The following is a 22,028-nucleotide window of genomic DNA, read 5'->3' as shown; positions in this document are numbered from 1 at the left end:
AGATCCCGTTCCGTGAGGATGTGGAACTGGGAATCATGATCGAGACACCGGCTGCTGTTATGATGAGCCGTGAGCTTGCAAAAGAAGTGGATTTCTTCAGCGTAGGAACTAACGATCTGACTCAGTACACACTGGCGATCGACCGTCAGAACCAGAAGCTGGATGCCTTCTACGATCCGCACCACCCGGCAGTCCTTGCAATGATCCGCATGGCAGCCGAAAATGCCCACGCAGAAGGGAAATGGATCGGAATCTGCGGCGAACTCGGAGCCGACCTCGAACTGACCGAAGAATTCCTTGCCATGGGACTGGACGAATTATCTGTCTCTCCAGCAATGGTACTTCCGCTCAGAAAGAAGATCAGAGAGAGCAAATAGTTACGGGATACAGCTACTGTGAACAGTAATGGCGAATAAGAGTTAGAAATCAGAGAGTTAGAAATCAGAGAGAAAGTAATGTGTTTACTTTTTCTCTTTTTTTTGCTAAAATATTCTCTGCTACAAGAAAATTGTACGAGGATATTTTAAGGAGTGAGAGGGAATATCCAAGACAAACAGCAGGAGGAAAACAATATGTTGGAAAAGGTGTTTAAACTTAAAGAAAATCACACCGACGTCAAAACTGAGATTCTTGCAGGTATTACGACATTTATGACGATGGCGTATATCCTGGCAGTAAATCCAAGCATTCTTTCCGCAGCGGGTATGGATCAGGGGGCAGTCTTTACTGCAACAGCACTTGCATCACTGATCGGTACGCTGTGTATGGCAGCATTTGCAAATTATCCATTTGCACTTGCACCTGGTATGGGACTGAATGCTTACTTTGCTTATACCGTAGTAATCGGTATGAACTACTCATGGCAGACTGCACTGACTGCAGTATTTGCAGAGGGTATTATCTTCATTATTCTTTCACTGACGAATGTCAGAGAAGCGATCTTCAATGCGATCCCAACCTGTCTTAAGACAGCAGTCAGCGTTGGTATCGGATTATTTATTGCATTTCTTGGACTTCAGAATGCGAATATCGTTGTCGGAGGATCTACTCTGGTACAGCTCTTCTCCGTAGATGCATATAATCAGGCAAATGGAGTGGAAGCAAGCTTCAATAACGTTGGAATTACTGTACTTCTTGCAATCATAGGTGTGCTGATCACAGCAATCATGGTGATTAAGAACATCAAAGGAAATATCCTTTGGGGTATCTTGATCACATGGATACTTGGAATCATCTGCCAGATAGCAGGTCTTTATGTACCGAATCCGGAGATCGGATTCTACAGTCTGCTTCCGGATTTCAGTTCCGGACTCGCAATTCCAAGCCTTGCACCGGTATTTGGAAAGCTTGATTTTAAGAATGTATTTTCACTGGAATTCGTTGTTGTAATATTTGCATTCCTTTTCGTAGATCTTTTTGATACACTCGGAACTCTGATCGGTGTATCTACAAAGGCAGGCATGCTTGACAAAGACGGAAAGCTTCCGAGAATCAAAGGGGCACTGATGGCAGATGCGGTTGCAACTACAGTTGGAGCAGTACTCGGAACTTCTACAACAACAACATTCGTAGAGAGTGCTTCTGGTGTAACAGAAGGAGGACGTACAGGTTTAACATCCCTGACAACAGCGATCCTGTTTGGAATTTCCCTTTTCTTATCACCAATCTTTCTTGCAATTCCGTCCTTTGCGACAGCTCCGGCACTGATCATCGTCGGTTTCTATATGCTGAGCAATGTGGCAGGAATTAATTTCAGTGATTACAGCGAAGGAATTCCGTGTTTTATCTGTATCGCAGCAATGCCATTCTGTTATAGTATTTCAGAAGGTATTTCCATGGGAGTGATTTCTTATGTGGTAATCAACGTGCTTACAGGAAAAGCAAAAGAAAAGAAGATCAGTGTACTGATGTATGTACTGGTGGTATTGTTTATCCTGAAATATATTTTCTTATAAGATAAAAAGAATATGGGGATATGCGAAAGCACAGGGATTGTCCGGTAACGGATGAGATCCTGTGCTTTTTGCGTGTCAGAATCGGTGTCGGGGTAAGACACTTAGGATTGACTAGACCCCGTACAAATTGCTATAATGGGAAAAGACAAAAACAGAGAATTGCAGGGGAAAATATATGAATTTATTGACAATGGAACACGTATCCAAAGCTTACACGGATCGTGTACTTCTGGATGATGTGGGATTTGGAATCAATGAAAATGAAAAAATCGGTGTGATCGGAGTCAACGGAATGGGTAAATCCACTCTGCTGAAAATCGTAGCCGGAATCGAAGAAAGTGATGCAGGAATGATCAGCATGGGGAATCAGGTGAAGACCTGCTATCTTCCGCAGACGCCGGTATTTGAAGAAGGAACAACAATTCTTCGCGCGGCAACAGAAGGAAATTATGATGAGCTGAACTGCTGGACGATCGAGGCAGAAGCAAAGTCTATGCTGAATCAGCTTGGATTTACCGATTATGACGAAAAGATTGAGCATATGTCCGGTGGGCAGAAGAAAAGGGTGGCACTTGTCCGGGCACTTTTGACACCGGCGGATATTCTGGTTCTTGACGAACCGACGAACCATTTGGACAATGAGATGTCCGAATGGCTGGAAGAATATCTGATCCAGTTCAGGGGAGCGATTCTGATGGTTACGCATGATCGTTATTTCCTGGACCGTGTGGTGAACCGTATCGTGGAAGTTGATCATGGGAAATTATATAACTATCCAGGCAATTATTCCGAGTTTGTGCGTCTGAAAGCCGAGCGTCAGAACATGGAGCTTGCCACAGAACGTAAGAGAAAAAGCCTTTTGCGGACCGAGCTGGAATGGCTGCACCGCGGCGCAAGGGCGAGAAGTACCAAACAGAAAGCACATATTGACCGGATCCATGCCATGCAGGAGATGAAGGATATTCAGGAAGAAAAGCGGGTAATGCTGGATTCTGTGGCTTCCCGTATGGGGAATAAGACGATCGAACTTTCCGGAATCTGCAAATCTTATGGAGAAAAGAAGCTGATCGAAGATTTCTCTTATATTTTTCTGAAGAAAGACCGAATAGGAATTATTGGACATAATGGATGTGGAAAATCGACGCTGCTCAAGATTATCAACGGAATCGTAAAACCGGATGCCGGAACCATTGAAATCGGACAGACAATCAAGATTGGATATTTCTCGCAGGAGAATGAATATATGGATGAATCCATGCGTGTCATTGATTATGTAAAAGAAGCAGGTGAGTACATTGCAACTTCTGACGGGAAGATTACCGCGTCCCGGATGCTGGAACGATTTCTTTTTGATGGGGCAATGCAGTGGTCGCGAATCGAAAAGTTATCCGGAGGCGAGAAACGGAGACTTTATCTTCTACGTGTTTTGATGGAAGCACCAAATGTACTGATCCTGGATGAGCCAACCAATGATCTGGATATTCAGACACTGACAATCCTGGAGGATTATCTGGATCATTTTGATGGTATTATTCTGATTGTATCCCATGACCGGTACTTCCTGGATCGTACTGTCAGTCGTATTTTTGCATTTGAAGGAGGCGGGAAGATCCGCCAGTCAGAAGGCGGATACTCTGATTATCTGATCCGTGTGGAGCTTGAAAAACCGGAAGACGGACAGACAATTGCAGAAAATATGTCAGGTGCAGCTTCTGCACAGACCGGTGAGTCTGACAGCAAAAAGACCTGGAAGCAGCGGGTGAAAAAGCTGAAATTTTCTTATAAAGAACAGCGGGAATACGAGACAATCGATGATGATATCGCAAAGCTGGAAGAGACGATCGAAAAGCTGGATCGGGAGATGGTTAAGAATGCCACCAATTCAGTGAAGCTGTCCGAACTTATGAAAGAGAAGGAAGAGACACAGACAGCACTGGAAGAAAAGATGGACAGATGGGTGTACCTGAATGATCTTGCAGAGCAGATAGAAAATCAGTAAAGTGATTGACAGATTTACAGCTGATAAAGTATAGTTAGTGAGAATCATATCAATGTATTCAAAGGAGGAGAGGCATATGATGTGGAATAGAGCAGAACTTAAAATGAGAGGCAATATGGCATTTAAGAAGAATTATGTGTCAGCCGTTGTAGTTGCGCTTTTGATGGGAATCTTTGGCACAGTCTCTGGCGAATCCAGTGCAAGACGGGTAAGTGAGAATTCAGATATATATAGTGGAAATTTATTTAATGCAGAAATGATTACCGGATTGCTTGCAGGAATCGCAACAGTAGTAATACTGATTGTCCTTGTGGCAAAAGTATTTGTAGGTAATCTCCTGAAAATGGGCGGATACCGGTTCTTTATCCTGAACCAGACTGCACAGCCGGGAATCGGAACATTGCTTGACGGTTTCCGTTCCGGACATTATGTTAATATTGTTCTTACCATGTTTTTAAGAGATTTATTTACTGCACTTTGGAGTCTGCTTTTGGTAGTACCTGGAATCGTTAAGCATTATGAATATCTGATGGTACCATATATTATTGCTGAGAATCCGGCAATGGATTACAAAGAAGCATTCCAGATCAGTAAACAGATGATGGATGGAGAAAAAATGGAAGCATTTATCATGGATCTGTCATTCCTTGGATGGTATCTGCTGAGTGCGGTTACCTGTGGACTTCTTGCAATTTTTTATGTAAATCCGTATGTACAGGCATCGTTTGCAGAGATGTACACATTCAATAAGCAGAAGGCTTATCAGGAGGGGTATATTCGGTAAGAGGTTAAAATCAGAAAAACTTAAAGTGAAAAAGTGGAGCGCAGACGCTGTTGGAAACATGCAGTGTCTGCGCTTTTATAACTGTTTTAATGAATATTTCAGGGCAGATTAACGTGAAGATTTTGCTGCTTTTTCTGCGAAAGTAGTTGTGACGAGTTCTTCATAAGGAACACGCTCTTTCAGTTCACCGGAGCTTTCCAGAATATCCTGCAGCAGATTGAAGCTTTCTTCTTTGAAGATCAGATCCGATTTCCAGGTGTCTTGTTCGTAGTAACGGCTGACAATGGTTGTAATTGTAGCGAGATCGGTTTCCTTGAACTGTGGTGCAATGACTTTTGCAATCTCTTCCGGAGTGTGGGACTGAACAAAATCCATTCCTTTTTGCAGGGCATTGGTGAATTTCTGGATGATGTTCGGATTAGCATTCAGATAACTTGTTTTGGCACTGTATGCGGTGTACGGGACATAGCCGGAATCAACACCGAGAGAAGCAACGACATAACCGGCATTTTCAGTTTCAAGGGCAGTAGCGCTCGGTTCAAATTCGATGGTATAGTCTGCCTGACCACCGGAAAATGCAGCAGCGGTTGAACCAAAATCAATACTCTGATTGATAGAAAGATCCTTCTGCGGATCAATTCCGTTTTTTTTCAAAATATATTCAAAGACCATTTCCGGCATGCCACCTTTTCTTCCACCAAGAACGTCTTTTCCTTTCAGATCATCCCATGAAAAATCCGGCATTTCTTCACGTGCGACCAGAAAGTTTCCGGCGCGCTGCGTAAGCTGGGCGAAGTTTTTGATGACATCATTTGCACCCTCCTGGTAAGTATAAATCGAAGATTCACTTCCCATAAAGCCAATATCTGCCTCACCGGAGAGGACGGCGGTCATAACTTTATCTGCCCCAAACGGAGTCAACCAGTTAGTACAAGACGCTATAAGAAATCAACAGAGTCGACAGTATGATCAGTGTTCAGGTGAATCTCCCGGATAATAGAATGCCAGAAGGCTCTGCGGTTTTCTTGGGTTAAATTGTAGTACATTGTTCTAAAGTCTGTATTCAGCAGCTCTTCCAGATAAGCATAATCAGGTTCTAATTCCGGAGCCGCATTTAACAATTCATTCAGTTCGTTTTCAATCCGATCATATTCTTTGCTGTAATAATCCCATTTGATTCTTCCTTTCTGGAAGAGAAGATTTAATCGTTCTAATTCTTTCTGGAGCTTTTCCGGAGTCTGAACTTTCTTCTTTTTTTCTTGTTCCTTTTCAATTTTTTCACACTTTATTTTAAATTTATTGTATTCATATTCCAGATGATCAATCAGGTATTGTTCTATGAGATTTTGACTTACCATGTGCTTGTATGTACATTTGTGATCAATAAAAGCTTTGTTGCATCGGTAATAGCAGTATACTTTTTTGGCACCGGTTTTCCGGTTGATAATGGACGAACCGCCTCTTGCGCTAAGCCTGCGTCCACAGATCGGACAATTTATCATGCCACTGAAAAGATAAATCCGGCCAGAAGGAGCACGCTTAACATTTGCGTTCTGTATTTCCTGCAGATTGTTCCATTCAGATTCTGTCAGGTAAGCAGGACAGTATGGAATCCCGCGATAGGTTCCTTTGTAAAATTCACTCGACAGCAGTGTTCGCATATTCGCCCATGTAAAATCCGGATCATAATTTTCCTGAATATAGCGCATGGAAAGCCCTTTTGCATGGTGCTTAAAGAAAAAACGATAAAAAGCATTTACAGTGTCTTCTCGATCAGGATCTTTTACCATGCGCTTTACGCCGTCAATGATTCCGGATTTATAACCATATCCCATATTCACATCACCGAAGATCAGCTTTCCCTGCCGGATAGATGCTTCATTTACGAATTTGATACGTTCGCTGGTGGTATCAACTTCATTCTGGCCAATAGACAGGACTACATTCAGCTGCAGTCGACCGTCTCTGGTTTCCATATTGATTCCGGGTTCACTGGTGCTGATCCAATGGACGTTATTATCGTCCAAGACTTCCTGTACCTTGTAAAAATCAGACAGGTTACGGAACCATCTGTCAATCCGCCAGAAGATGATCACATCAATTTTTCCGGCTTTTACATCTTCGAGGAGTGAATGGATAGCTTTTCTCTTTTTTAATTCTTTACGGGCAGTTTTACCCTCGTCAGCATAAACTCCAGCAACGGTCATATTATGTTCTTTGGCGTAATTGGTCAGGTACTGTTTTTGCGCTTCCAGGGATTTACCATGCATCATCTGTTCAGCAGTAGACACACGGATGTAAATGGCACAGCGTTCAATTTTACTTGGCATATTATATCACCTTTCTCTTCAATATACGTAAAAATGAGTATAAAAATAACAGCCTGAGAACTTTTGTTCTCTTGCGCGGCTGCTCCGGAGATGATACAATGTTGTTTGGAGTTAAGGTATCTCTTCGGAGAACTTAACAGAAACATATTGGAGTATGTTTCCATCGCTCGACCGTTCCTGTTGGCGCAGGAGCGGTTTTTATTTATTTACCAGCCTTGTACGGAAATAACGTATTCGTCATGTTCTGGAAGGTTGTATTCGGATAGTTCAAAAGGTTTTGTTGTGCCAGCTGTCATGTTGTCTACATAAGTAGTATCTCCATAAACGATGGAACCATTGCTTTTCAACAGGACAGTGACGGCAACCATGTCAATATCGGAATCACTGTTATTTGCAACTTCTCCGGTATAAGAAACAGCGCCATAATCCTGAACTATTTCACTTGTATTGGAAACCGAGAATGAAGATACCGGAATGATTCCCGATGTATCCCCAGGAACGAAAGTTCCAGAGTGAATCGAAAATTCTACAGTGGCAGGCACCTTTCCGTTACAGTCGATAACACTTCCAAAAGAAATAGTGTCGTTTGGCGCGATATAGAAGAGTGTCTGATCAGAAGTTCCAACAATAGAACCATCCTCTCCTTTGGCTGTGATGGTTAAAACCGGAAGCTGCATCGCCCAATCAGCATTTGGATTGTTTAAAGTTACGCCATAATAAGCATAGACATCGCCCATTCCATCATCACTGATATAGTACCCACTTTCTGCAATAGATGCTTCCTGCTTTTCGGCCTCTTTCTTCTCTTCTTTTTTCTGCGATACAGAATTACTGTTTGAAGTTTTCTGCGAACTAGAGTCACTTGCAGAAGAACCTCCACACGCAGTAAAAGATGTTGCCATAACTCCAGCCAACATTAGTGCTACAATTTTTCTTCTCATAAAGTTTGTCCTCCTTCTTATGGAATGTAGTATTTATATAATCACAAAAGCGCGGTCATATATTAAAATTAGTCTGTTTCGCTAAGTGCTATAGTTTTTGTTATTCCGGAAACTGTTACCTGATAGGTAATCTGTTTGCTTGAATCAGAATAAGAAAACTCTTTTGTATCATCCAGAGAAGCAAGAAGAGCGGAATCGGTTGCTTCTTTGTCTCTGGTAGATGTCCAAGTATATTCTTCAGAATATTCTGTAGGAGCAGTATAGGTTCCAACCCAGTAAACAGCAGTCGTGTTTCCTTCATCCATGATCCAGTTTATTGTGATGGTATCCTCTGTAATATCTGCCTGCATCCAAGTACCGTCATCGTCTTTATATTCCCATTTTCCAGTCAGCACGACAGGTTCTTTGACTTCTTCCTTTGCTTCCTCTTTTGGAGTTTCGGTAGATGCTTCTGTCTTCTTGGATGATTCTTTTGTTCCTTTTGATGAATCGGAGCTATTGCCACAGGCTGTAAACGACAGTGCCATGCTTCCGATCAGAATCAATGCTACAAGTTTCTTTTTCATAATTTTCCTCCTCATAAAAAGTGTTTCTATATAATCGCATATGCGGTTATACCAATTTCATCATCGACAACTGCGGTATAAAATACACCACATAATTATCTACCTGTTTACAGATTCCGAATTTGTTCCGGTAGCATGCAATGCAATCCTCAAGATATTCTTCCGTCACTTCCAAGTATTCCGCGATCTCATATCTGCTCTGACATCCATGTTCGTAGGCATTTACAAGTCCGATCAGCCCGATCAGGCGGTTATACCCATGCAGTCGAGCCTGTCTTTCCTGCTTCCGGTTGACTGCCGATGTCATATCGAGGATATTTCCGACCGATGTTTCATGGTGTCCGAGTTCTTCAGCTAAAGCACAGGTCTTTTCTGGAATGGTCATGTCTTCTCTGATGGCTATAACACCATCACAATACAGTCCTTTAATACGGTTGCTGTGAAATGTATAATCTATAACGTCTATACCGTCCTCGCAGGCTTCATCCTGTAAACGCTCGTACGTATTCATATAAGCACCTCCCACTCGAGTATATCAGATAAGCTGTCCAGTAAATTACTTACCTCTTTTGCCTTTTACAAACTCAGTGAACTGGTTGATTTCATCCATTTCATCATCTGTATATTCATCACCATCGAAATGAGCGGCGAGGGTAGTAGGCTGATAAGTAGTGTCTGATTCTTCAGGTAAGTTGTTTTCTTGTTCCTGTAGAGCTATCGAGCGTTCCCATTCCTTAGTTAAAGTAAAATCTACCATTTCTTTACCGTGTTCATCGAGAGCACGGTATTTCTCTACAAGGTGAAGTTCTTCTATAGAAACTGAGTTTTTCATGCTTGGCATTTCAATAGCATCTTGAAATAAATAATTAGCATCACATTTAAGAGATTCCATTATCTTAAATAAAATGGGTTCTTTAGGGGAGCTGACTTCATTTTCATAATTTGAAATAGCTCCAACTGTAACACCAACGGAATCAGCAAGTTCATTTCTGGATATGTTTTTGCTTTCGCGTAATTCTTTTATTCGGCTTCCTACGCTCATTTAATTCACCTCTTTTTATTTTATATAGGTATTGTATTTCATAAATCTTGGTATGTCAATATAAGAAAACAAGAAATTTGTTAAAAACATATTGACAAAACAAGAAACTTGTTATAACATCGTAAGCAACAAGAAACTTATTAAAAAGAAAGGAGGAACAAAGTTGCTTGATATCACAGCATCAAATAGCATTGTTGCAGTTCGCTTGAAAAATGTTATTTCGGAAAAAGGATTGAAGCAGGCATCAGTAGCATCGAAAGCAGGGTTTACATCGCAAGAACTGAACGACATGTTAAACGGAAGAAGAATAATGCGTGCAGCGGACATTGCATCATTAATTAGTGTTGTAAAAGACTTTGGTGTTGATGCAAATTACTTATTTGGAATTGAGAAAGGAGAGTGAGAGATGTGAAAAAGTTCGATGCATTAAAGATGGTCACAGACGAACAGAAGTTTTCAGAACTGGTATTTGACATGGTTTGGGAATGCAAAACAACCGAAAGGCTTACGGAGCTTCTGAGGGAAGAACTGCCAGAAAAAGAGCTACAGACATTGAAGTCCATAGCTCAATCGGGTTATCCGTTATCTTTTGATCGTAAACAGTAGTAGCAACCATTTCCGCCATGTGGTGAAAAGAAAGCAGCACGGAACTTGGCATCTTCATAAGATACACAGTTCGATACATGGTCTGGATTCATTTCATCGATTTGACAGAGAGATGTTTCGTTATCCAGATCGTGGATTTCTCCAGTTGCTTTGTTTAATACATAGCGGTTTCCATTAAATGGAGGGTTGTAGCGTCTCATGTTGTCACCTGCCTTTCATTAGAATTTTGAAGCTTCTATAGAAAGGCTACTACTAATATTATGATGTGTCAATACAAAAATACTAGATAGAGTGCAAAACGAATGTTTGCTATACAAAATGTTGCGAAAATATTTTCGCATTTTATGAAAAAATCTTTTGATAATGAAGGTAGTGGAGTTGCTTGGGTTGCTGAGCATCAGCATCACGGGGATGCTCATTGTATCAGACGAGATTCCGATAAGAATAATTGTCGAGAGGAACGAACATGAGGATGAATAAGAAAATGAACAACTTACAGATTTTTAATTAGGAGGCGAGAAAATGGTATTGATAATTAGCATTGTAGTCGCGATTCTGTTTGCGTTGAAATGGTTTACAGAGAGAATTCGCTTTACAGCCATTATCTATTATATCGTTGAAAAAGGCTACACTCCACCAAGCAGGGACGAACTGATGGAGTACATCAAAATAGTTTCACGGAAAATGGTAGAAGAACGGTTTAAAAGTTAAATTTTGAAATCTCAGCGGGGAGATATTTGTCAACCAAAGCGGTAGTTACTCCTTCCGCGATGGAAGAAATAACTTTTAAGCTTGCGTCTCCTACTTTATTAAGAATTGATTGCGTATGTTTCCATTTTTCTTCGGTTCTGGTGTTTGCAAGAAAATCATGACCGAAAGGCTCGAGGCAACAATTAAAGCTGATATGTCCCCATGCTTTAGTAGTACTTACATCTGCTAAGAGACCTGCTTTTATACAGTATTGGACATGATATAAAATCTGTTCGATATCGCAAAAATCTAAGTAATCTTTGTAGTAACTATGCATTTCCTCGTCAAACGATACTGGTTCGTAAATAGTTTCATATTTTTCGACAGTAAGAAGAATGGAACGGACACAAGAGATATTTAATTCCATGAGAATCTCCTTTCTTTCAGACTCGGCATGGCAGTGCCTGTAGTTAAAAGTATAGGAGAAAACGTAGGACAAATCAACAAGTACAACCAGCACCGCATAAACTTCAATAGAAAGTAGGTGGTAAGCATGAAACCCGATATCGAAAAAATCATACAGGTGATGATTTCTTTATTGGAAGAACAGGAAAAAGTGAAAATTACATATACCATTGAGAAAACCGCGTAAGCGGTACCAGTTGGACAAGAAGAAGGAGGGATGAGAGATGTTTTATAAGATTGCAAAGATATTAAGCAAAACAGCGATTGTATTTGGATTTATGTGCATGGTTGGTGGGTGCTCGGTAGAACAACAGGAGTTGTTTTACCTATATGAAGTGCTCGGACTTGCTGTGTTTGCAGTTGGAGCATATGCGCATGAATACTTCCGGATGTTGGAATATCGGAACAGGAAAAGAAAGATAAGGGAGGCGAGGGAGCATGCCAGAAGAGAAGCAGCGTAAGAGCATCCGAGTGGGAGAGATCGACAAGATGATCGAAACACTTGAATCTCTGGAAAGAGTAGACAAGACTGCGGATTACCACAAACGGATGGCAATTGGATATTTAAAGAATTTCGCAGATTGCCTGGATGATAAAGGCGTAAAGACAATAAAAATGCGCCCGGAAGTTGCAGCTTCCAGTGGCGCACATAACAAAAAACTCAACTAAATTATAGGAAAATCGGAGGAGAAAGTCAAGTGAATGATGAAGCAATACACATTCCAGCAAGGAGAAAGCAGCAGACAGGGGCGCAGATGGTTATTAAGGTAACGCCGGAAGCTTATAACGCACTGGTGGAAATTTACAATGAATCAACTTTATCACTCAAACAGATTGCAAGCCTTCTGATCGTGAAGGCTGCAGAGCGAGTGGTCTATGACAAAGAATAATTTAAAGGAGGCAAATAAAATGAGTGAATTATCGTTAGTGATCAATCAAAATCCAGGGAGCATCGAACTCAATTTTGATGCACTGGAAGAACAGCTGGACAAGAAACTTTCCGAATATAAGGGAGCCATATTTACTGAAGACACAAAGACCATCGCAAAAGCAGAGGTCGCAAATCTCAGAAAGCTAAAAAAGGACATCGAAGACAGCCGTAAGGCAGTTAAAAAGAAATGGATGGAACCTTACGATGCTTTCGAAAAGAGAATGAAAGTTCTTTCCGCCAAAGTGGAAGAGCCTATCACGGAAATCAACGCACAGGTGCAGGCTTTCGAGGAAGAGCGCCGAAAGGCGAAAAAAGAGGATGTGACTAAGCTATTCGGCCAGATGCTTGCCGAATACGAAGACTACAAGGAATATATCAGTTTGGAAAAACTGTATGACAATCGGTGGGAAAATGCGACAGCATCCATGAAATCCATCAAGGCAGAGCTGACGGATAAAATGAACGGGATCCGTAATGCAATCACAATGATCAAGGCAACACGTTCCGACAAGGAAGCTGATGCACTGGAATCTTATAAAAGAACGCTCGATCTGAACGGAGCAATCCAGATGATCACAATCTATGAACAGAACAAAGCAGAGGCTTTAAAGCGTGAGGAAGAACGCAGAGCCAAGGAAGAAGAGCGTAAGCGTTTGGCAGAAATTGAAAGAGCGAGAGCTGCAGAGCGCGAAGCTATCCTCCGAGAGGAACAGATTCGTAGAGAGGAACGAGAGAGAGCTGAAAAAGCAGTCATGGAAGAAAAAGAAGTTATTCCGGATATCTGTGACGATGATCTCCCATTTGAACAGCCAACTACAGTCACTGCATATTACAAGGTTATTGCTACACCAGAGGAACTGGAATCTGTAGAAATGGCATTCAACAGTATTGGAGTTTACTTTGAGAGGAGAGAGAAATAATGAGCGAAGTTAAACAGCAGATTGCTGAGCCGAAGATTTATGCTGCAATCGCAGGAGTGATCGCAGACTGTGGAGCTGTCGGAAAAGATAAGGTAAATAAGCAGCAGGGATTCAAATACAGATCAGTTGACGATGTATTCAACGCTCTGCATCCGGCACTTGCTAAGAATAAGGTAGTCATTGTTCCGAACGTAGTAGAAAGAAAATGTGAGGAAGTCGGTAAGACAAAGACTGGGGCTACAATTTTAAAAGTCGTATGCAAAGTCAAATACGACATCTACGCAGAGGATGGATCCCATATTTCTTCCATTATTTACGGAGAGGGAATGGATATGGGAGATAAAGCAACCAACAAAGCAATGGCGATTGCTTACAAGTACCTTTGCTTTCAAATCTTCTGCATTCCAACAGAGGAAATGTCGGATCCGGATGCAGAATCGCTTGAAACTGAGTTGAAAGCAGAAAAGAAAGAAGAGCTGAAAGTCCAGCAAGTAAGATCTGCGCAGAAAGCACCTGCACCGCAGACACAGCCAGCAAAAGAAGAAAATGCGCCAGACGATGCGACAATTACTCCGGTAATGCTGAGTACGATTAAGAACGAGCAAGCTCGAACAGGAGTCAGTGATGAGCAGATTCTTAAAATGCGAGATGTGAAAGCAAAAAAAATTGAAGATATGACTGTTCTTGAATTTAAGAAAGTTATGAATAAATTTCAGAAAACGCCAGATTTGAAGAGGGAGGAAAAGGAAAATGAATAGTGTGCAGCTTGTCGGAAGACTGACTAGAGATCCTGAGGTCAGATATACAGAGGGTGGAACATCGATTGCAAGATTTGCGCTTGCGGTTGACCGGAAGTTCAAAAGCGAAAATGGACCGACTGCAGATTTCCCGAATTGCGTTGCATTTGGTAAGACGGCAGAATTCATTGAGAAATATTTTCATCAGGGAATGAGAATGGGTTGCAACGGAAGAATCCAGACTGGTTCCTATACGGATAATGATGGTCAGAAGGTTTACACTACAGATATCGTTATCGAAAATTGTGAATTTGTAGAATCCAAGAAAAACAGCACTGAATCAGCGACAGAAAGCGGTGGATTCGGCGATCCGGGACCAGACGGATTTATGAATATTCCGGATGATATCGATGAAGAGCTTCCTTTTGTATAGGCGGTGATCAGAGTTGGTGATTCAGATTGATAGCAGGGAAAAGGCAAGAGCGATCGCGAAAATAGTTGAAACTTTCGACAAGTGCGGTATCAAGCATCCTGTGTCAAAGCTTATGGTTGGTGACTACATGAGTTATGACAATCCAAGATTAGTCATTGACCGTAAGCAGAATCTCTTGGAGGTTTGCAACAATGTCTGTCAAGATCATGACCGGTTCAGACGAGAGCTTATCCGGGCGAGTGAGAATGACATTAAAATTATCTTTCTTATCGAACATGGAAAAGATATCAAGAGATTGGCTGACGTGATCTGGTGGGAAAATCCACGCAGATGGAAACGTTGTGTAAATCCTGAGACTGGCAAGTGGGAAGACGTTGAAACGAAAGCTATGACCGGCGAAACTCTGTATAAAATCTTATGTACACAAGAGCGGAAGTATGGATGTAAATTCCTTTTTTGCGATAAAAAGGATACCGGCAAAGAAATCATTCGGATTCTGTCGGAGGACGGTGGTGCGAAATGACAAAAGAAGAGATCAAGCAAACATTTAACATGCGAGATATTCTTGCGAAATGCGGACTACCTGAACCGAACAGAGCCGGATTCATTAAATGTCCTTTCCACAAAGGTGATCACGATGCATCATTGAAAATATATGATAAAGACTTTCATTGTTTCGGATGCGGAGCGAACGGAGACATCTTTTCTTTTATTCAGAAATTCTACGGGATTTCGTTCAAAGATGCGTTTTTGATGCTTGGTGGAGAGTATGAAAAAAAAATGTCCTTCAAGACTTCACTTTCAATTTATCATGCAAACAAGGAAAGAGAAATGCGTGATAAGAATGAAGTGAAGTTGAAAGAGGAACACAAATTAAATAATGACCTGATTTCGCTATACAGAAGATTTCTGAGCAAATCAAAGCCATTATCAGAAGCATGGTGCGACTGCTACAATGCGCTGCAGTTAGAATTGTATCATGCGGAAATATTAGAGGATAGGAAGTGAAAATCATGGAGCTATTGGCAAAGCTGGACAAAGACAGCATATTGGCAGAAAAAATCTTTCAAGAAATATTTGAACAGGAAGACGAAATATACAAGGCTCGCATGATCCTATCACTTACTGATCGAGCTGCAGAGCTTGGTGTGAAGAAAAAATTCGAAGAACTTCTCAAGGCATACAAGAGAGTTGACCGTGAAATGAAGCAGAAAGAACGCAAGAAACCAATTACGATGCTTGACAAATGGACGAACTTTCTCGGACCTTATGACAATATGTTTTGCGGTGCATGGATTGCCGGTGAAGATGGCGTATATGCACAGAATGACAGCCAGGTGGATGCGGTCGCCTGTTATCATCCCATTCTTCCGGTAGAACGAATGAAGAATCTGGAGACAGGTGAAGAACAGATCAAGATTGCATACAAGCGAAATGGACGATGGGATGAGATCATTGTTCCGAAAACGATGGTGACATCTGCCAGTAAGATCGTGGCGCTTTCTGGACGTGGAATTTCTGTTACATCTGAAAACGCAAAGCTACTGGTCCGGTTTCTGTCAGATGTTGAAAATATGAATGATAGCCATATTAAAGTGCAGTATTCCACCAGTAAGCTCGGATGGATTAAGGATCAGTTTATTCCCTATGATACAGAGATTGTATTTGATGGCGATCAGCGATTCCGGCAGGCTTATGAGAGTGTTTCAGAACGTGGCAACTGGAAAATCTGGCAGAGTCATATGCTGAAACTCCGAAAGACAAAGCGCCTGGAGATTAAGTTTATGATGGCTGCATCATTTGCAAGTGTTCTGGTTAGTCTCTTGGGTGGACTTCCGTTTATCGTAGATCTCTGGGGAGAAACAGAGGGCGGTAAAACGGTATCGCTGATGGTCGCAACGTCTATCTGGGCGAATCCGGATGAATCGGCATATATCGGAGATTTTAAGACGACAGAAGTAGCATTGGAAGCAAAAGCAGACATGCTGAATCATCTGCCAATGGTTTTGGATGATACAAGTAAGACGAGCAGCCGTATCCGGGATAACTTTGAAGGAATGGTTTATGATATGTGCTCTGGAAAGGGAAAGAGCAGATCTAACAAAGAGCTTGGAATCACCAGAGAGAATCGATGGAAGAACTGTATTCTGACAAATGGAGAACGTCCACTTAATTCTTATGTGTCCCAGGGCGGAGCCATCAACCGTATTCTGGAAGTAGAATGCAAGGATAATGTGTATGTGGATCCGCAAGAGACTGCAGAGATCGTGAAGAAAAATTATGGTCTGGCCGGGAAAAGGTACATAGAGATCCTAAAAGGGATTGGCAAGGAAAAACTGCATCAGATGCAGAAAGAGTTTATGCGTGAATTAAAAGATGATGAAGCCATGCAGAAACAAAGCCTGTCACTGTCGATTTTATTGGTTGCAGATAAAGTCGCGACAGATTATCTGTTCCGGGATGGAGAATATATTACGATTGAGCAGGCGAAAACTGTTCTGATCAACAGGAATGATCTGAGTGACAATGAGCGCTGCTATCGATATCTGCAGGACAAGATTGCCATGAACAATCAGCGCTTTGATATGGACACGAAAGTGGAAAAATGGGGAACGCTTGAAAAGGGAGTTGCTATAATTTACAACCAGGCGTTCAAGGAGTTATGCAAGAGTGGAGGATTCTCTGACAAAGCTTTTTTGTCCTGGGCGGATCGTAAAGGTCTGATTGAGACACAGGGCGGACGCATGACGAAAGTAAAAAAGGTAGATGGCAATCCAATCAGGTGTGTATTCCTGCGGCTGAACGATAACATCGATAAGGATGGGTTTGAACCGGTGGAAACAATGGATAAATACGAGCAGGAAGAACTGCCATTTAAGTAAAAGTTACCCGTTACCCAAGTTACCGGGCAAAATTCACCCTTATAGAGAAGAAAAAAATATGTGAAAGTGAGAAAAATATTTTCTTCTATATGGGAAAACGTGTGGTAACTCGGTAACTTCACTCCGAAAAATGCTTGAAACGCAGTATTTTCAATGGGTTCAGCGGTTTCCTGAAGACGGTAACAGGATAAAGAAAATGGTAACATGCGGTAACAAGGAGGATGTATGGAGGAACGCATCAAGGCAATTTACAATGATTGCTGGGGAATTTATAAAAAATATCTATCAAATCATAATATGGCATTATGGAATCAGAACATGGAAGCCATGATGAAGAAATATGACAATCAACCAGATATCTGTGGTTTACTGATTTGGTTCAGCGGCAGGGTACAGACTCTACATGATGAATGGAGGATGGCGCATGAGTAGAAATGTAATTCGCAGTATCAGAAAAGGATCTGTACAATGGAATGAAGAAGATCGACTCAAGGTAGCAACGTTGTTGTTAAAGGCGGGATACTCAGTCAGGATCGGAAGGATTGTAACAGATACAGGAAGTAAGTCTTCGAGCAGAGGAAAGACAGAATATGTAATAGAATACTGGGAGGAAAAAGAATCATGCTGATAGAAAAGACATTGAAAGATACATTGGCAGACTACATAAAAGGTAAACCAGTGACGGTATTATGGACAAAGGATGATGGCAGTATGGATGTTCGGTTATTGTCGGACATCCTGGAACAGGAAGAAAATCATTTTCTGGTAAACGTTCCGGCATATCACAATCCGGAATTTGCACAGGCAGTAGCTGAAATGGTAGAGCAGAAAGGAACAGATGACTGTAACAGAGAAGTAGCACCGGAAGAGATAACGGAGAAGGACGGAAGTACCCCCCCCTCACAGAGCCGGATCCAGAAGTGATTCCGGCAGAAAATAAAAGGGAGAAAGCTCTGGAACTGGCAAAAGAAGGAAAAGGTGCGGCAGAGATTGCAAGGATGATCGATGCAAAATACAGTACTGTGTATTCCTGGTTGAATCCGGATAAGTGCAAGAAGCCAAAGCCAGAGAGCAAAACAGCCAGTAATGCGGACCGGCACAAATGCAGGACCTGTATGTTCCGGGCAACAGGAAATACAAAGGGAGCTGGCTGTTCTTATATCGAGATAACAGGTCACAGCAGAAAATGCTCCGTGGAAGAATGCAGTGTGTATCAGAAGGGTAACGCAGTGTCAAAGCGGAAGATGAAAGGATTTTATGAATGAGTTGGGCAGATAAGCAGCTAAAGAAACATAAGCTCCGAAAGCAGATCAAAGAAATCATGGATAGTCCGGAGTTCCAAAAGGAACGCCAGAAGGAATTGGACAAGCACACAGCAGAGGCAATGAACTGTTTTCTGCTGATCAGTGTAGATTACCTATACCGGAACTACCATTGCAAGAGAAAGGGAGTTTTGAAATATCTGGAATTTGTTTTACACCAGATGCATTTTGCACAGAAGGACGAAGAGTATTTTCAGCTGATGAATGAGGAGTTGGAGAGGGAAGTTGGTGTGAATGTATTGGGGACGTTGAAAGGAGAGAAAGATAATGAAATCGAACTACCGTAACGACATGGGATGGTAAATGAAATGAATAAAAGAGAATATGAGTATTTTAAGTCCAAAATGGAAAATAAAGCCAAGGAAATGGCAAAGGAAACAAACGAAAAGATATTGAAAGTCAATAGCAACTATACTGGGTTTATGGATGGACTGCAATATGCAATGCGGCATATACAGGAGGACAAGAAAAATGAAACATAATGAGCAATTAAAGCCATGCCCGTTTTGCGGTGGGAAAGGAGAAATATATCAAGCTCCAATAAATTTTAGACTTGGAATCGAGGATGAAGTATATTGGGTACAATGCAGAAATTGCTTTGCTAAAGCCGGAAATTCTTACTCTGAAGAAAAAGCAATAAGCGGATGGAACAGGAGAAAAAAACGTGAAATGGATAAGGTCGAAGAACAGCTTGAGGCGGAACGATCAAAAGCAATCATACGTTTGGGTGAAAGTAAAGGAACAGCTTACGAGTATTCCGAGCGTTGCACCCTGGATGCTTATGAAAAGGTGATAGAAATTGTGAAAGGTGGAAGGAATGAATGACAGATAAGTGGATTTCAACAGCAGATCGACTTCCAGATCAACGGGAGTTCATAGAATCATATGTCAGAAGTGCGTATGCAGCGGAGTTTCTGGTCACGATCGAGGGAGCAGATAAGGCAACAACATTGTATTATTCCCAGACAGGTGTCTGGTTCGATGAACAGGGAGAACCGTATAAGGTTGTGGCGTGGATGCCGCTTCCGGAAAGGTATAAAGGATAATGGAAGATAAATATACAAAGATACTTGCATGGATAATTACGACAGTTGCAGTAATTATTGGAATGAAATGGACGGGATCGGCGTGGTGCTTATGGGCGCTGTTCATTCCGGCAATGATAGAGTAGCAGAGAAGGTGATGAAACATTGTATAAAAACCAGGAAGGCTATCGTGATCCGACTGCCGGTAAAGCGATCAGTGATGCATACAAGGTATCGAAGCACACCAAAGATGCGTTAAAAGCCTTGCATGATATCGCAAGCCTGTTGGGCTTCGAGCTGGTGGAGATACGAGACAAAAAGACGGGGAGGACGTTTAGGTGCAGTCAGAAGCAGTAAAGGAAGAAAACAAAAAGAAGAAAGAATATCTGAGGCAGTACCGCTTTCATGTGCGGAGAATCCACAGAATTAATGCGGAAATTGCAGAGCTTCGTTCAATGAAGATATCGCCATCACTGAACAATGACGGGATGCCACATAGCAGCAGTCAGAGCGATCTATCTAGTTATGCGGCAGAGCTTGACAAGATGGAGGCAGAGCTGATAGAAGAGCGATATAAGCGCATGGTGGAGTATCAGGAGATCGTAAGACGTATCAAGAGATTGCGAAGTGAGAATGAAAAAGATGTGTTGTTCTACTACTACATCCGTGGATTGGATTGGTGGGAGATTGCGGAGAAGATGAAATTCTCGGAACGTCAGATCTACAGAATCCACGGTAAAGCACTGGCGAACTTTCGACTTCCGGAAAAAGATGTCAGTGAATGTCAGTAGAATATATGGTATTATGATATCATCGAGAAGCGAACAAGAAAACTTCTCGGTATTGTGGCATTTTCACAGTTCTCCGATCGTAAGTATTTAAAACCATGAAGAGACACCTGGTATTGCTGGGTGTCTTTTTCGTTGCGTAATGTCGCATAAGAAGGTATTATGGAAATAGGTTTTAAAGTGAAGAACGGAGGAAGGAAAATGTTTGAAAACAAACAGATGCTATTGTATAGTGCACAAAAGACTGTAAATTATATTTCAAAAGTAGCAGCGGAGGATGCTGATGACAAAGAATGCTTTTTTGCCATTGGAACTGCGCTTCATTGGGTTACAGACTGTATTGACCGTATTCCTGAAAAACAAATAAAGGATGAACATAAGAAAATATTTTCTGGGTTACGATTTGCTAATAATTGTTTAAAACATAATAGAACTTTTATAAAAGCTCATGAGGCAAAAGGACACACATATCCATATGATTATCCGTATGATTATGGAACACATTTTATCTGGCTATCGTTGGATGAAGTTGATGTATGGGATAGCAAAGAAAAACAAAGAGCAAATTATAAAAATAATTTTGAAGGGAAAAATGTTTTTGTTACGATGTCGGATATAGTAAATATTATAAAAGAATATTATGAAATCTTGTGAGGTGGAGCTTGTGAATGGACAGAAGTTATTAAATCGGCATAAGTGTTTATTAGATAGGATGAAGGAAGATAGGATATTTTCGATATGTTTAAAAAATAATAAATTTTATTTAAATGAACAGTGTGACGATTATTTTTCTCATCAGCTTACAAAGAAAGAATGTTTAGAATTATCGGAACTTTTTGGTGAGATTGCATCTGTGATACAAGAGTAAAAAAGTTACAGCACCCTCCGAGGTGCTTTTCTAATGCATAAAATAAAGCAGAATTGGAGGTGGTCTAATTACAGATCGCCTTTTTTATTTGCTATAAATTCCGGGAAGAGATTAGGCGGCTTGCTCTTTTCAGGATTTATATATAAAAACCCCCTTGATGTTTGTTGTGATTGAATTTTTTTGAACCTTTCTTTAGCATACATAAGCCGACAATAATACGGACCATTAGATCAGTGGTAGATCGACCGCCTCATAAGCGGTATGTCACATGTTCGATTCATGTATGGTCCATCGTAGAACAGAAGGTAAAAATATATGGCAGCAGGAAACCCTAGAAGCGCGAACGGCAACCTAAGAAGAAAGCACCGAGCAAGACTGAAAGCAATAGGCGGTGAGTGTGGAATATGCAGAGGCAGGCTAGGTCCGATACATTATGATGAACCAAGTGACAGTAATCATCCATTGTCTTTCGTAATAGATGAAATCAAACCGGTGTCAAGGTGGCGTGAGTTTGGCTATAGCTCACGTGAAGCGGCAGCACAGGACTGGAACAACCTGCAGGCGGCTCATTACTGCTGTAATGCGGCCAAAAGCAATCGAACATTAAATGAATTATCAAGGTGTCAGCAAAGCCTTAAAACGAACGTTACAGATGGTGCCTGGTGACGGAACCAAAGGGGGTGGGGAGGGTACCCCGCCACGTGTGCGAAGCTACCCCAGCCGTCCAGCGCCGATTTACACACA

Annotated in this window: 33 protein-coding genes, 1 tRNA gene and 2 pseudogenes; 28 read left to right on the top strand and 8 right to left on the bottom strand. The window is 41.5% G+C overall.

Going from position 1 to position 22,028, the window contains the following annotated elements; translation table 11 throughout:
- The 4 genes from G4407_RS14230 to G4407_RS14215 all read left to right on the top strand — a co-directional run.
- Nucleotides 1-377, top strand: a 377-nt coding sequence (locus tag G4407_RS14230; protein ID WP_330586108.1) for a putative PEP-binding protein, incomplete at its 5' end; no start/stop codon positions are given.
- Nucleotides 378-572: 195 nt separating this feature from the next.
- Complete coding sequence (locus tag G4407_RS14225; RefSeq protein WP_173689412.1) at nt 573-1,955, top strand: NCS2 family permease; 1,383 nt, start codon at nt 573-575, stop codon at nt 1,953-1,955.
- A 175-nt stretch (nt 1,956-2,130) separates the two neighbouring features.
- Nucleotides 2,131-3,954, top strand: coding sequence for an ABC-F family ATP-binding cassette domain-containing protein (locus G4407_RS14220; protein WP_173689411.1), 1,824 nt, complete (start codon nt 2,131-2,133; stop codon nt 3,952-3,954).
- A 79-nt stretch (nt 3,955-4,033) separates the two neighbouring features.
- Nucleotides 4,034-4,738 (top strand): DUF975 family protein, encoded by a 705-nt coding sequence (locus G4407_RS14215; RefSeq protein ID WP_243259294.1) that lies wholly within the window; start codon nt 4,034-4,036, stop codon nt 4,736-4,738.
- 108 nt (nt 4,739-4,846) lie between these two features.
- Here the strand turns inward: G4407_RS14215 and G4407_RS14210 are convergent.
- The 6 genes and pseudogenes from G4407_RS14210 to G4407_RS16600 form a co-directional block, all read right to left on the bottom strand.
- A pseudogene (locus G4407_RS14210) lies at nt 4,847-5,659 on the bottom strand (ABC transporter substrate-binding protein); the annotation flags it as partial.
- Between the two features lie 17 nt (nt 5,660-5,676).
- On the bottom strand, nt 5,677-7,068 hold the full coding sequence (locus tag G4407_RS14205) for a recombinase family protein (protein WP_173689408.1): 1,392 nt from the start codon (nt 7,066-7,068) through the stop codon (nt 5,677-5,679).
- A 206-nt stretch (nt 7,069-7,274) separates the two neighbouring features.
- Nucleotides 7,275-8,009 carry an FxLYD domain-containing protein gene (locus tag G4407_RS14200; RefSeq protein WP_173689407.1) on the bottom strand — a complete coding sequence of 245 codons (735 nt, stop codon included), beginning with the start codon at nt 8,007-8,009 and terminating at the stop codon, nt 7,275-7,277.
- A gap of 68 nt (nt 8,010-8,077) precedes the next feature.
- On the bottom strand, nt 8,078-8,575 hold the full coding sequence (locus G4407_RS14195) for a hypothetical protein (protein WP_173689406.1): 498 nt from the start codon (nt 8,573-8,575) through the stop codon (nt 8,078-8,080).
- A 46-nt stretch (nt 8,576-8,621) separates the two neighbouring features.
- Entirely contained in the window at nt 8,622-9,086 is a 465-nt protein-coding gene (locus tag G4407_RS14190) for an ImmA/IrrE family metallo-endopeptidase (protein WP_173689405.1), read from the bottom strand.
- A gap of 45 nt (nt 9,087-9,131) precedes the next feature.
- The gene (locus G4407_RS16600) at nt 9,132-9,617 is read right to left on the bottom strand and encodes a helix-turn-helix domain-containing protein (RefSeq protein ID WP_243868860.1); all 486 of its coding nucleotides are present in this window, start codon (nt 9,615-9,617) and stop codon (nt 9,132-9,134) included.
- A gap of 163 nt (nt 9,618-9,780) precedes the next feature.
- Here G4407_RS16600 and G4407_RS14180 point away from each other — a divergent pair, with 163 nt between their 5' ends.
- Nucleotides 9,781-10,020 carry a helix-turn-helix domain-containing protein gene (locus tag G4407_RS14180; protein WP_173689404.1) on the top strand — a complete coding sequence of 80 codons (240 nt, stop codon included), beginning with the start codon at nt 9,781-9,783 and terminating at the stop codon, nt 10,018-10,020.
- Nucleotides 10,021-10,025: 5 nt separating this feature from the next.
- The gene (locus G4407_RS14175) at nt 10,026-10,223 is read left to right on the top strand and encodes a hypothetical protein (RefSeq protein ID WP_173689403.1); all 198 of its coding nucleotides are present in this window, start codon (nt 10,026-10,028) and stop codon (nt 10,221-10,223) included.
- On the opposite strand, the gene G4407_RS14170 is transcribed toward G4407_RS14175, so the two are convergent.
- Nucleotides 10,193-10,423 carry a hypothetical protein gene (locus G4407_RS14170; protein ID WP_173689402.1) on the bottom strand — a complete coding sequence of 77 codons (231 nt, stop codon included), beginning with the start codon at nt 10,421-10,423 and terminating at the stop codon, nt 10,193-10,195. The genes G4407_RS14175 and G4407_RS14170 overlap by 31 nt on opposite strands.
- Nucleotides 10,424-10,745: 322 nt before the next feature.
- Between G4407_RS14170 and G4407_RS14165 the strand changes: the two genes are divergently transcribed.
- Nucleotides 10,746-10,934 carry a hypothetical protein gene (locus tag G4407_RS14165; RefSeq protein ID WP_173689401.1) on the top strand — a complete coding sequence of 63 codons (189 nt, stop codon included), beginning with the start codon at nt 10,746-10,748 and terminating at the stop codon, nt 10,932-10,934.
- On the opposite strand, the gene G4407_RS14160 is transcribed toward G4407_RS14165, so the two are convergent.
- The gene (locus tag G4407_RS14160; protein WP_173689400.1) at nt 10,924-11,340 is read right to left on the bottom strand and encodes a DUF2513 domain-containing protein; all 417 of its coding nucleotides are present in this window, start codon (nt 11,338-11,340) and stop codon (nt 10,924-10,926) included. The two genes, G4407_RS14165 and G4407_RS14160, sit on opposite strands and share 11 nt — an antisense overlap.
- A 262-nt stretch (nt 11,341-11,602) precedes the next feature.
- Here G4407_RS14160 and G4407_RS14155 point away from each other — a divergent pair, with 262 nt between their 5' ends.
- The 21 genes and pseudogenes from G4407_RS14155 to G4407_RS14055 all read left to right on the top strand — a co-directional run bounded on the left by G4407_RS14155 (nt 11,603) and on the right by G4407_RS14055 (nt 21,575).
- Nucleotides 11,603-11,839 (top strand): hypothetical protein, encoded by a 237-nt coding sequence (locus G4407_RS14155; RefSeq protein ID WP_173689399.1) that lies wholly within the window; start codon nt 11,603-11,605, stop codon nt 11,837-11,839.
- A complete protein-coding gene (locus G4407_RS14150; RefSeq protein ID WP_173689398.1) occupies nt 11,817-12,047 on the top strand; it encodes a hypothetical protein in 231 nt (76 codons plus the stop codon). Before G4407_RS14155 ends, G4407_RS14150 begins: the two co-directional genes overlap by 23 nt.
- A gap of 29 nt (nt 12,048-12,076) precedes the next feature.
- Complete coding sequence (locus tag G4407_RS14145) at nt 12,077-12,268, top strand: hypothetical protein (RefSeq protein WP_173689397.1); 192 nt, start codon at nt 12,077-12,079, stop codon at nt 12,266-12,268.
- Between the two features lie 19 nt (nt 12,269-12,287).
- Entirely contained in the window at nt 12,288-13,229 is a 942-nt protein-coding gene (locus G4407_RS14140; protein WP_173689396.1) for a DUF1351 domain-containing protein, read from the top strand.
- Nucleotides 13,229-13,987, top strand: a complete 759-nt coding sequence (locus G4407_RS14135; protein ID WP_173689395.1) for an ERF family protein — start codon at nt 13,229-13,231, stop codon at nt 13,985-13,987. Before G4407_RS14140 ends, G4407_RS14135 begins: the two co-directional genes overlap by 1 nt.
- A complete protein-coding gene (locus tag G4407_RS14130; protein ID WP_173689394.1) occupies nt 13,980-14,399 on the top strand; it encodes a single-stranded DNA-binding protein in 420 nt (139 codons plus the stop codon). The genes G4407_RS14135 and G4407_RS14130 overlap by 8 nt, the downstream gene beginning before the upstream one ends.
- A gap of 13 nt (nt 14,400-14,412) precedes the next feature.
- Nucleotides 14,413-14,922, top strand: a complete 510-nt coding sequence (locus G4407_RS14125) for an ERCC4 domain-containing protein (RefSeq protein ID WP_173689393.1) — start codon at nt 14,413-14,415, stop codon at nt 14,920-14,922.
- Nucleotides 14,919-15,407 carry a CHC2 zinc finger domain-containing protein gene (locus G4407_RS14120; RefSeq protein ID WP_173689392.1) on the top strand — a complete coding sequence of 163 codons (489 nt, stop codon included), beginning with the start codon at nt 14,919-14,921 and terminating at the stop codon, nt 15,405-15,407. The genes G4407_RS14125 and G4407_RS14120 overlap by 4 nt, the downstream gene beginning before the upstream one ends.
- A 5-nt stretch (nt 15,408-15,412) precedes the next feature.
- Nucleotides 15,413-17,281 (top strand): DUF927 domain-containing protein, encoded by a 1,869-nt coding sequence (locus tag G4407_RS14115; protein ID WP_173689391.1) that lies wholly within the window; start codon nt 15,413-15,415, stop codon nt 17,279-17,281.
- A 225-nt stretch (nt 17,282-17,506) separates the two neighbouring features.
- Nucleotides 17,507-17,713 carry a hypothetical protein gene (locus tag G4407_RS14110; RefSeq protein WP_173689390.1) on the top strand — a complete coding sequence of 69 codons (207 nt, stop codon included), beginning with the start codon at nt 17,507-17,509 and terminating at the stop codon, nt 17,711-17,713.
- Entirely contained in the window at nt 17,706-17,909 is a 204-nt protein-coding gene (locus G4407_RS14105) for a hypothetical protein (RefSeq protein WP_243868859.1), read from the top strand. The genes G4407_RS14110 and G4407_RS14105 overlap by 8 nt, the downstream gene beginning before the upstream one ends.
- On the top strand, nt 17,903-18,205 hold the full coding sequence (locus G4407_RS14100) for a hypothetical protein (protein WP_173689389.1): 303 nt from the start codon (nt 17,903-17,905) through the stop codon (nt 18,203-18,205). The genes G4407_RS14105 and G4407_RS14100 overlap by 7 nt, the downstream gene beginning before the upstream one ends.
- A pseudogene (locus G4407_RS17195) lies at nt 18,202-18,351 on the top strand (helix-turn-helix domain-containing protein); the annotation flags it as partial. The gene G4407_RS14100 and the pseudogene G4407_RS17195, both read left to right, overlap by 4 nt.
- A 191-nt stretch (nt 18,352-18,542) precedes the next feature.
- Nucleotides 18,543-18,890, top strand: a complete 348-nt coding sequence (locus G4407_RS14090; RefSeq protein WP_173689387.1) for a hypothetical protein — start codon at nt 18,543-18,545, stop codon at nt 18,888-18,890.
- A gap of 21 nt (nt 18,891-18,911) precedes the next feature.
- Nucleotides 18,912-19,085: a hypothetical protein gene (locus tag G4407_RS14085; protein WP_173689386.1), complete on the top strand. Its 174-nt coding sequence runs from the start codon at nt 18,912-18,914 to the stop codon at nt 19,083-19,085.
- Complete coding sequence (locus G4407_RS14080; protein ID WP_173689385.1) at nt 19,075-19,428, top strand: Lar family restriction alleviation protein; 354 nt, start codon at nt 19,075-19,077, stop codon at nt 19,426-19,428. Before G4407_RS14085 ends, G4407_RS14080 begins: the two co-directional genes overlap by 11 nt.
- The gene (locus G4407_RS14075; RefSeq protein WP_173689384.1) at nt 19,425-19,649 is read left to right on the top strand and encodes a DUF551 domain-containing protein; all 225 of its coding nucleotides are present in this window, start codon (nt 19,425-19,427) and stop codon (nt 19,647-19,649) included. The genes G4407_RS14080 and G4407_RS14075 overlap by 4 nt, the downstream gene beginning before the upstream one ends.
- Before the next feature lie 144 nt (nt 19,650-19,793).
- The gene (locus tag G4407_RS14070) at nt 19,794-19,985 is read left to right on the top strand and encodes a hypothetical protein (RefSeq protein WP_173689383.1); all 192 of its coding nucleotides are present in this window, start codon (nt 19,794-19,796) and stop codon (nt 19,983-19,985) included.
- Entirely contained in the window at nt 19,967-20,419 is a 453-nt protein-coding gene (locus G4407_RS14065; RefSeq protein WP_173689382.1) for a DUF1492 domain-containing protein, read from the top strand. The genes G4407_RS14070 and G4407_RS14065 overlap by 19 nt, the downstream gene beginning before the upstream one ends.
- 159 nt (nt 20,420-20,578) lie before the next feature.
- Nucleotides 20,579-21,070, top strand: coding sequence for a hypothetical protein (locus tag G4407_RS14060; RefSeq protein WP_173689381.1), 492 nt, complete (start codon nt 20,579-20,581; stop codon nt 21,068-21,070).
- A gap of 433 nt (nt 21,071-21,503) precedes the next feature.
- Nucleotides 21,504-21,575 (top strand) — tRNA-Met (locus tag G4407_RS14055).
- The last annotated feature ends 453 nt before the right edge of the window (nt 21,576-22,028 follow it).

This window comes from Allocoprococcus comes, assembly GCF_013300725.1.
Classification (GTDB): Bacteria; Bacillota; Clostridia; order Lachnospirales; family Lachnospiraceae; genus Allocoprococcus; species Allocoprococcus comes_A.
The sequence above is the reverse complement of the archived record's forward strand: the minus strand, read 5'-3'. Positions and strand labels throughout refer to the sequence as shown.

What these genes read in the sequence shown, in the direction of transcription:
- G4407_RS14200 (WP_173689407.1), bottom strand. Translation starts at nt 8,009, where the DNA reads ATGAGAAGAAAAATTGTAGCACTAATGTTGGCTGGAGTTATGGCAACA.
- G4407_RS14225 (WP_173689412.1), top strand. Translation starts at nt 573, where the DNA reads ATGTTGGAAAAGGTGTTTAAACTTAAAGAAAATCACACCGACGTCAAA.
- G4407_RS14195 (WP_173689406.1), bottom strand. Translation starts at nt 8,575, where the DNA reads ATGAAAAAGAAACTTGTAGCATTGATTCTGATCGGAAGCATGGCACTG.
- G4407_RS14165 (WP_173689401.1), top strand. Translation starts at nt 10,746, where the DNA reads ATGGTATTGATAATTAGCATTGTAGTCGCGATTCTGTTTGCGTTGAAA.
- G4407_RS14140 (WP_173689396.1), top strand. Translation starts at nt 12,288, where the DNA reads ATGAGTGAATTATCGTTAGTGATCAATCAAAATCCAGGGAGCATCGAA.
- G4407_RS14190 (WP_173689405.1), bottom strand. Translation starts at nt 9,086, where the DNA reads ATGAATACGTACGAGCGTTTACAGGATGAAGCCTGCGAGGACGGTATA.
- G4407_RS14130 (WP_173689394.1), top strand. Translation starts at nt 13,980, where the DNA reads ATGAATAGTGTGCAGCTTGTCGGAAGACTGACTAGAGATCCTGAGGTC.
- G4407_RS14110 (WP_173689390.1), top strand. Translation starts at nt 17,507, where the DNA reads ATGGAGGAACGCATCAAGGCAATTTACAATGATTGCTGGGGAATTTAT.
- G4407_RS14085 (WP_173689386.1), top strand. Translation starts at nt 18,912, where the DNA reads ATGAATAAAAGAGAATATGAGTATTTTAAGTCCAAAATGGAAAATAAA.
- G4407_RS14080 (WP_173689385.1), top strand. Translation starts at nt 19,075, where the DNA reads ATGAAACATAATGAGCAATTAAAGCCATGCCCGTTTTGCGGTGGGAAA.
- G4407_RS14100 (WP_173689389.1), top strand. Translation starts at nt 17,903, where the DNA reads ATGCTGATAGAAAAGACATTGAAAGATACATTGGCAGACTACATAAAA.
- G4407_RS14090 (WP_173689387.1), top strand. Translation starts at nt 18,543, where the DNA reads ATGAGTTGGGCAGATAAGCAGCTAAAGAAACATAAGCTCCGAAAGCAG.
- G4407_RS14220 (WP_173689411.1), top strand. Translation starts at nt 2,131, where the DNA reads ATGAATTTATTGACAATGGAACACGTATCCAAAGCTTACACGGATCGT.
- G4407_RS14135 (WP_173689395.1), top strand. Translation starts at nt 13,229, where the DNA reads ATGAGCGAAGTTAAACAGCAGATTGCTGAGCCGAAGATTTATGCTGCA.
- G4407_RS14105 (WP_243868859.1), top strand. Translation starts at nt 17,706, where the DNA reads ATGAGTAGAAATGTAATTCGCAGTATCAGAAAAGGATCTGTACAATGG.
- G4407_RS14160 (WP_173689400.1), bottom strand. Translation starts at nt 11,340, where the DNA reads ATGGAATTAAATATCTCTTGTGTCCGTTCCATTCTTCTTACTGTCGAA.
- G4407_RS14150 (WP_173689398.1), top strand. Translation starts at nt 11,817, where the DNA reads ATGCCAGAAGAGAAGCAGCGTAAGAGCATCCGAGTGGGAGAGATCGAC.
- G4407_RS14155 (WP_173689399.1), top strand. Translation starts at nt 11,603, where the DNA reads ATGTTTTATAAGATTGCAAAGATATTAAGCAAAACAGCGATTGTATTT.
- G4407_RS14060 (WP_173689381.1), top strand. Translation starts at nt 20,579, where the DNA reads ATGGAAATAGGTTTTAAAGTGAAGAACGGAGGAAGGAAAATGTTTGAA.
- G4407_RS14170 (WP_173689402.1), bottom strand. Translation starts at nt 10,423, where the DNA reads ATGAGACGCTACAACCCTCCATTTAATGGAAACCGCTATGTATTAAAC.
- G4407_RS14075 (WP_173689384.1), top strand. Translation starts at nt 19,425, where the DNA reads ATGACAGATAAGTGGATTTCAACAGCAGATCGACTTCCAGATCAACGG.
- G4407_RS14120 (WP_173689392.1), top strand. Translation starts at nt 14,919, where the DNA reads ATGACAAAAGAAGAGATCAAGCAAACATTTAACATGCGAGATATTCTT.
- G4407_RS14215 (WP_243259294.1), top strand. Translation starts at nt 4,034, where the DNA reads ATGTGGAATAGAGCAGAACTTAAAATGAGAGGCAATATGGCATTTAAG.
- G4407_RS14205 (WP_173689408.1), bottom strand. Translation starts at nt 7,068, where the DNA reads ATGCCAAGTAAAATTGAACGCTGTGCCATTTACATCCGTGTGTCTACT.
- G4407_RS14115 (WP_173689391.1), top strand. Translation starts at nt 15,413, where the DNA reads ATGGAGCTATTGGCAAAGCTGGACAAAGACAGCATATTGGCAGAAAAA.
- G4407_RS16600 (WP_243868860.1), bottom strand. Translation starts at nt 9,617, where the DNA reads ATGAGCGTAGGAAGCCGAATAAAAGAATTACGCGAAAGCAAAAACATA.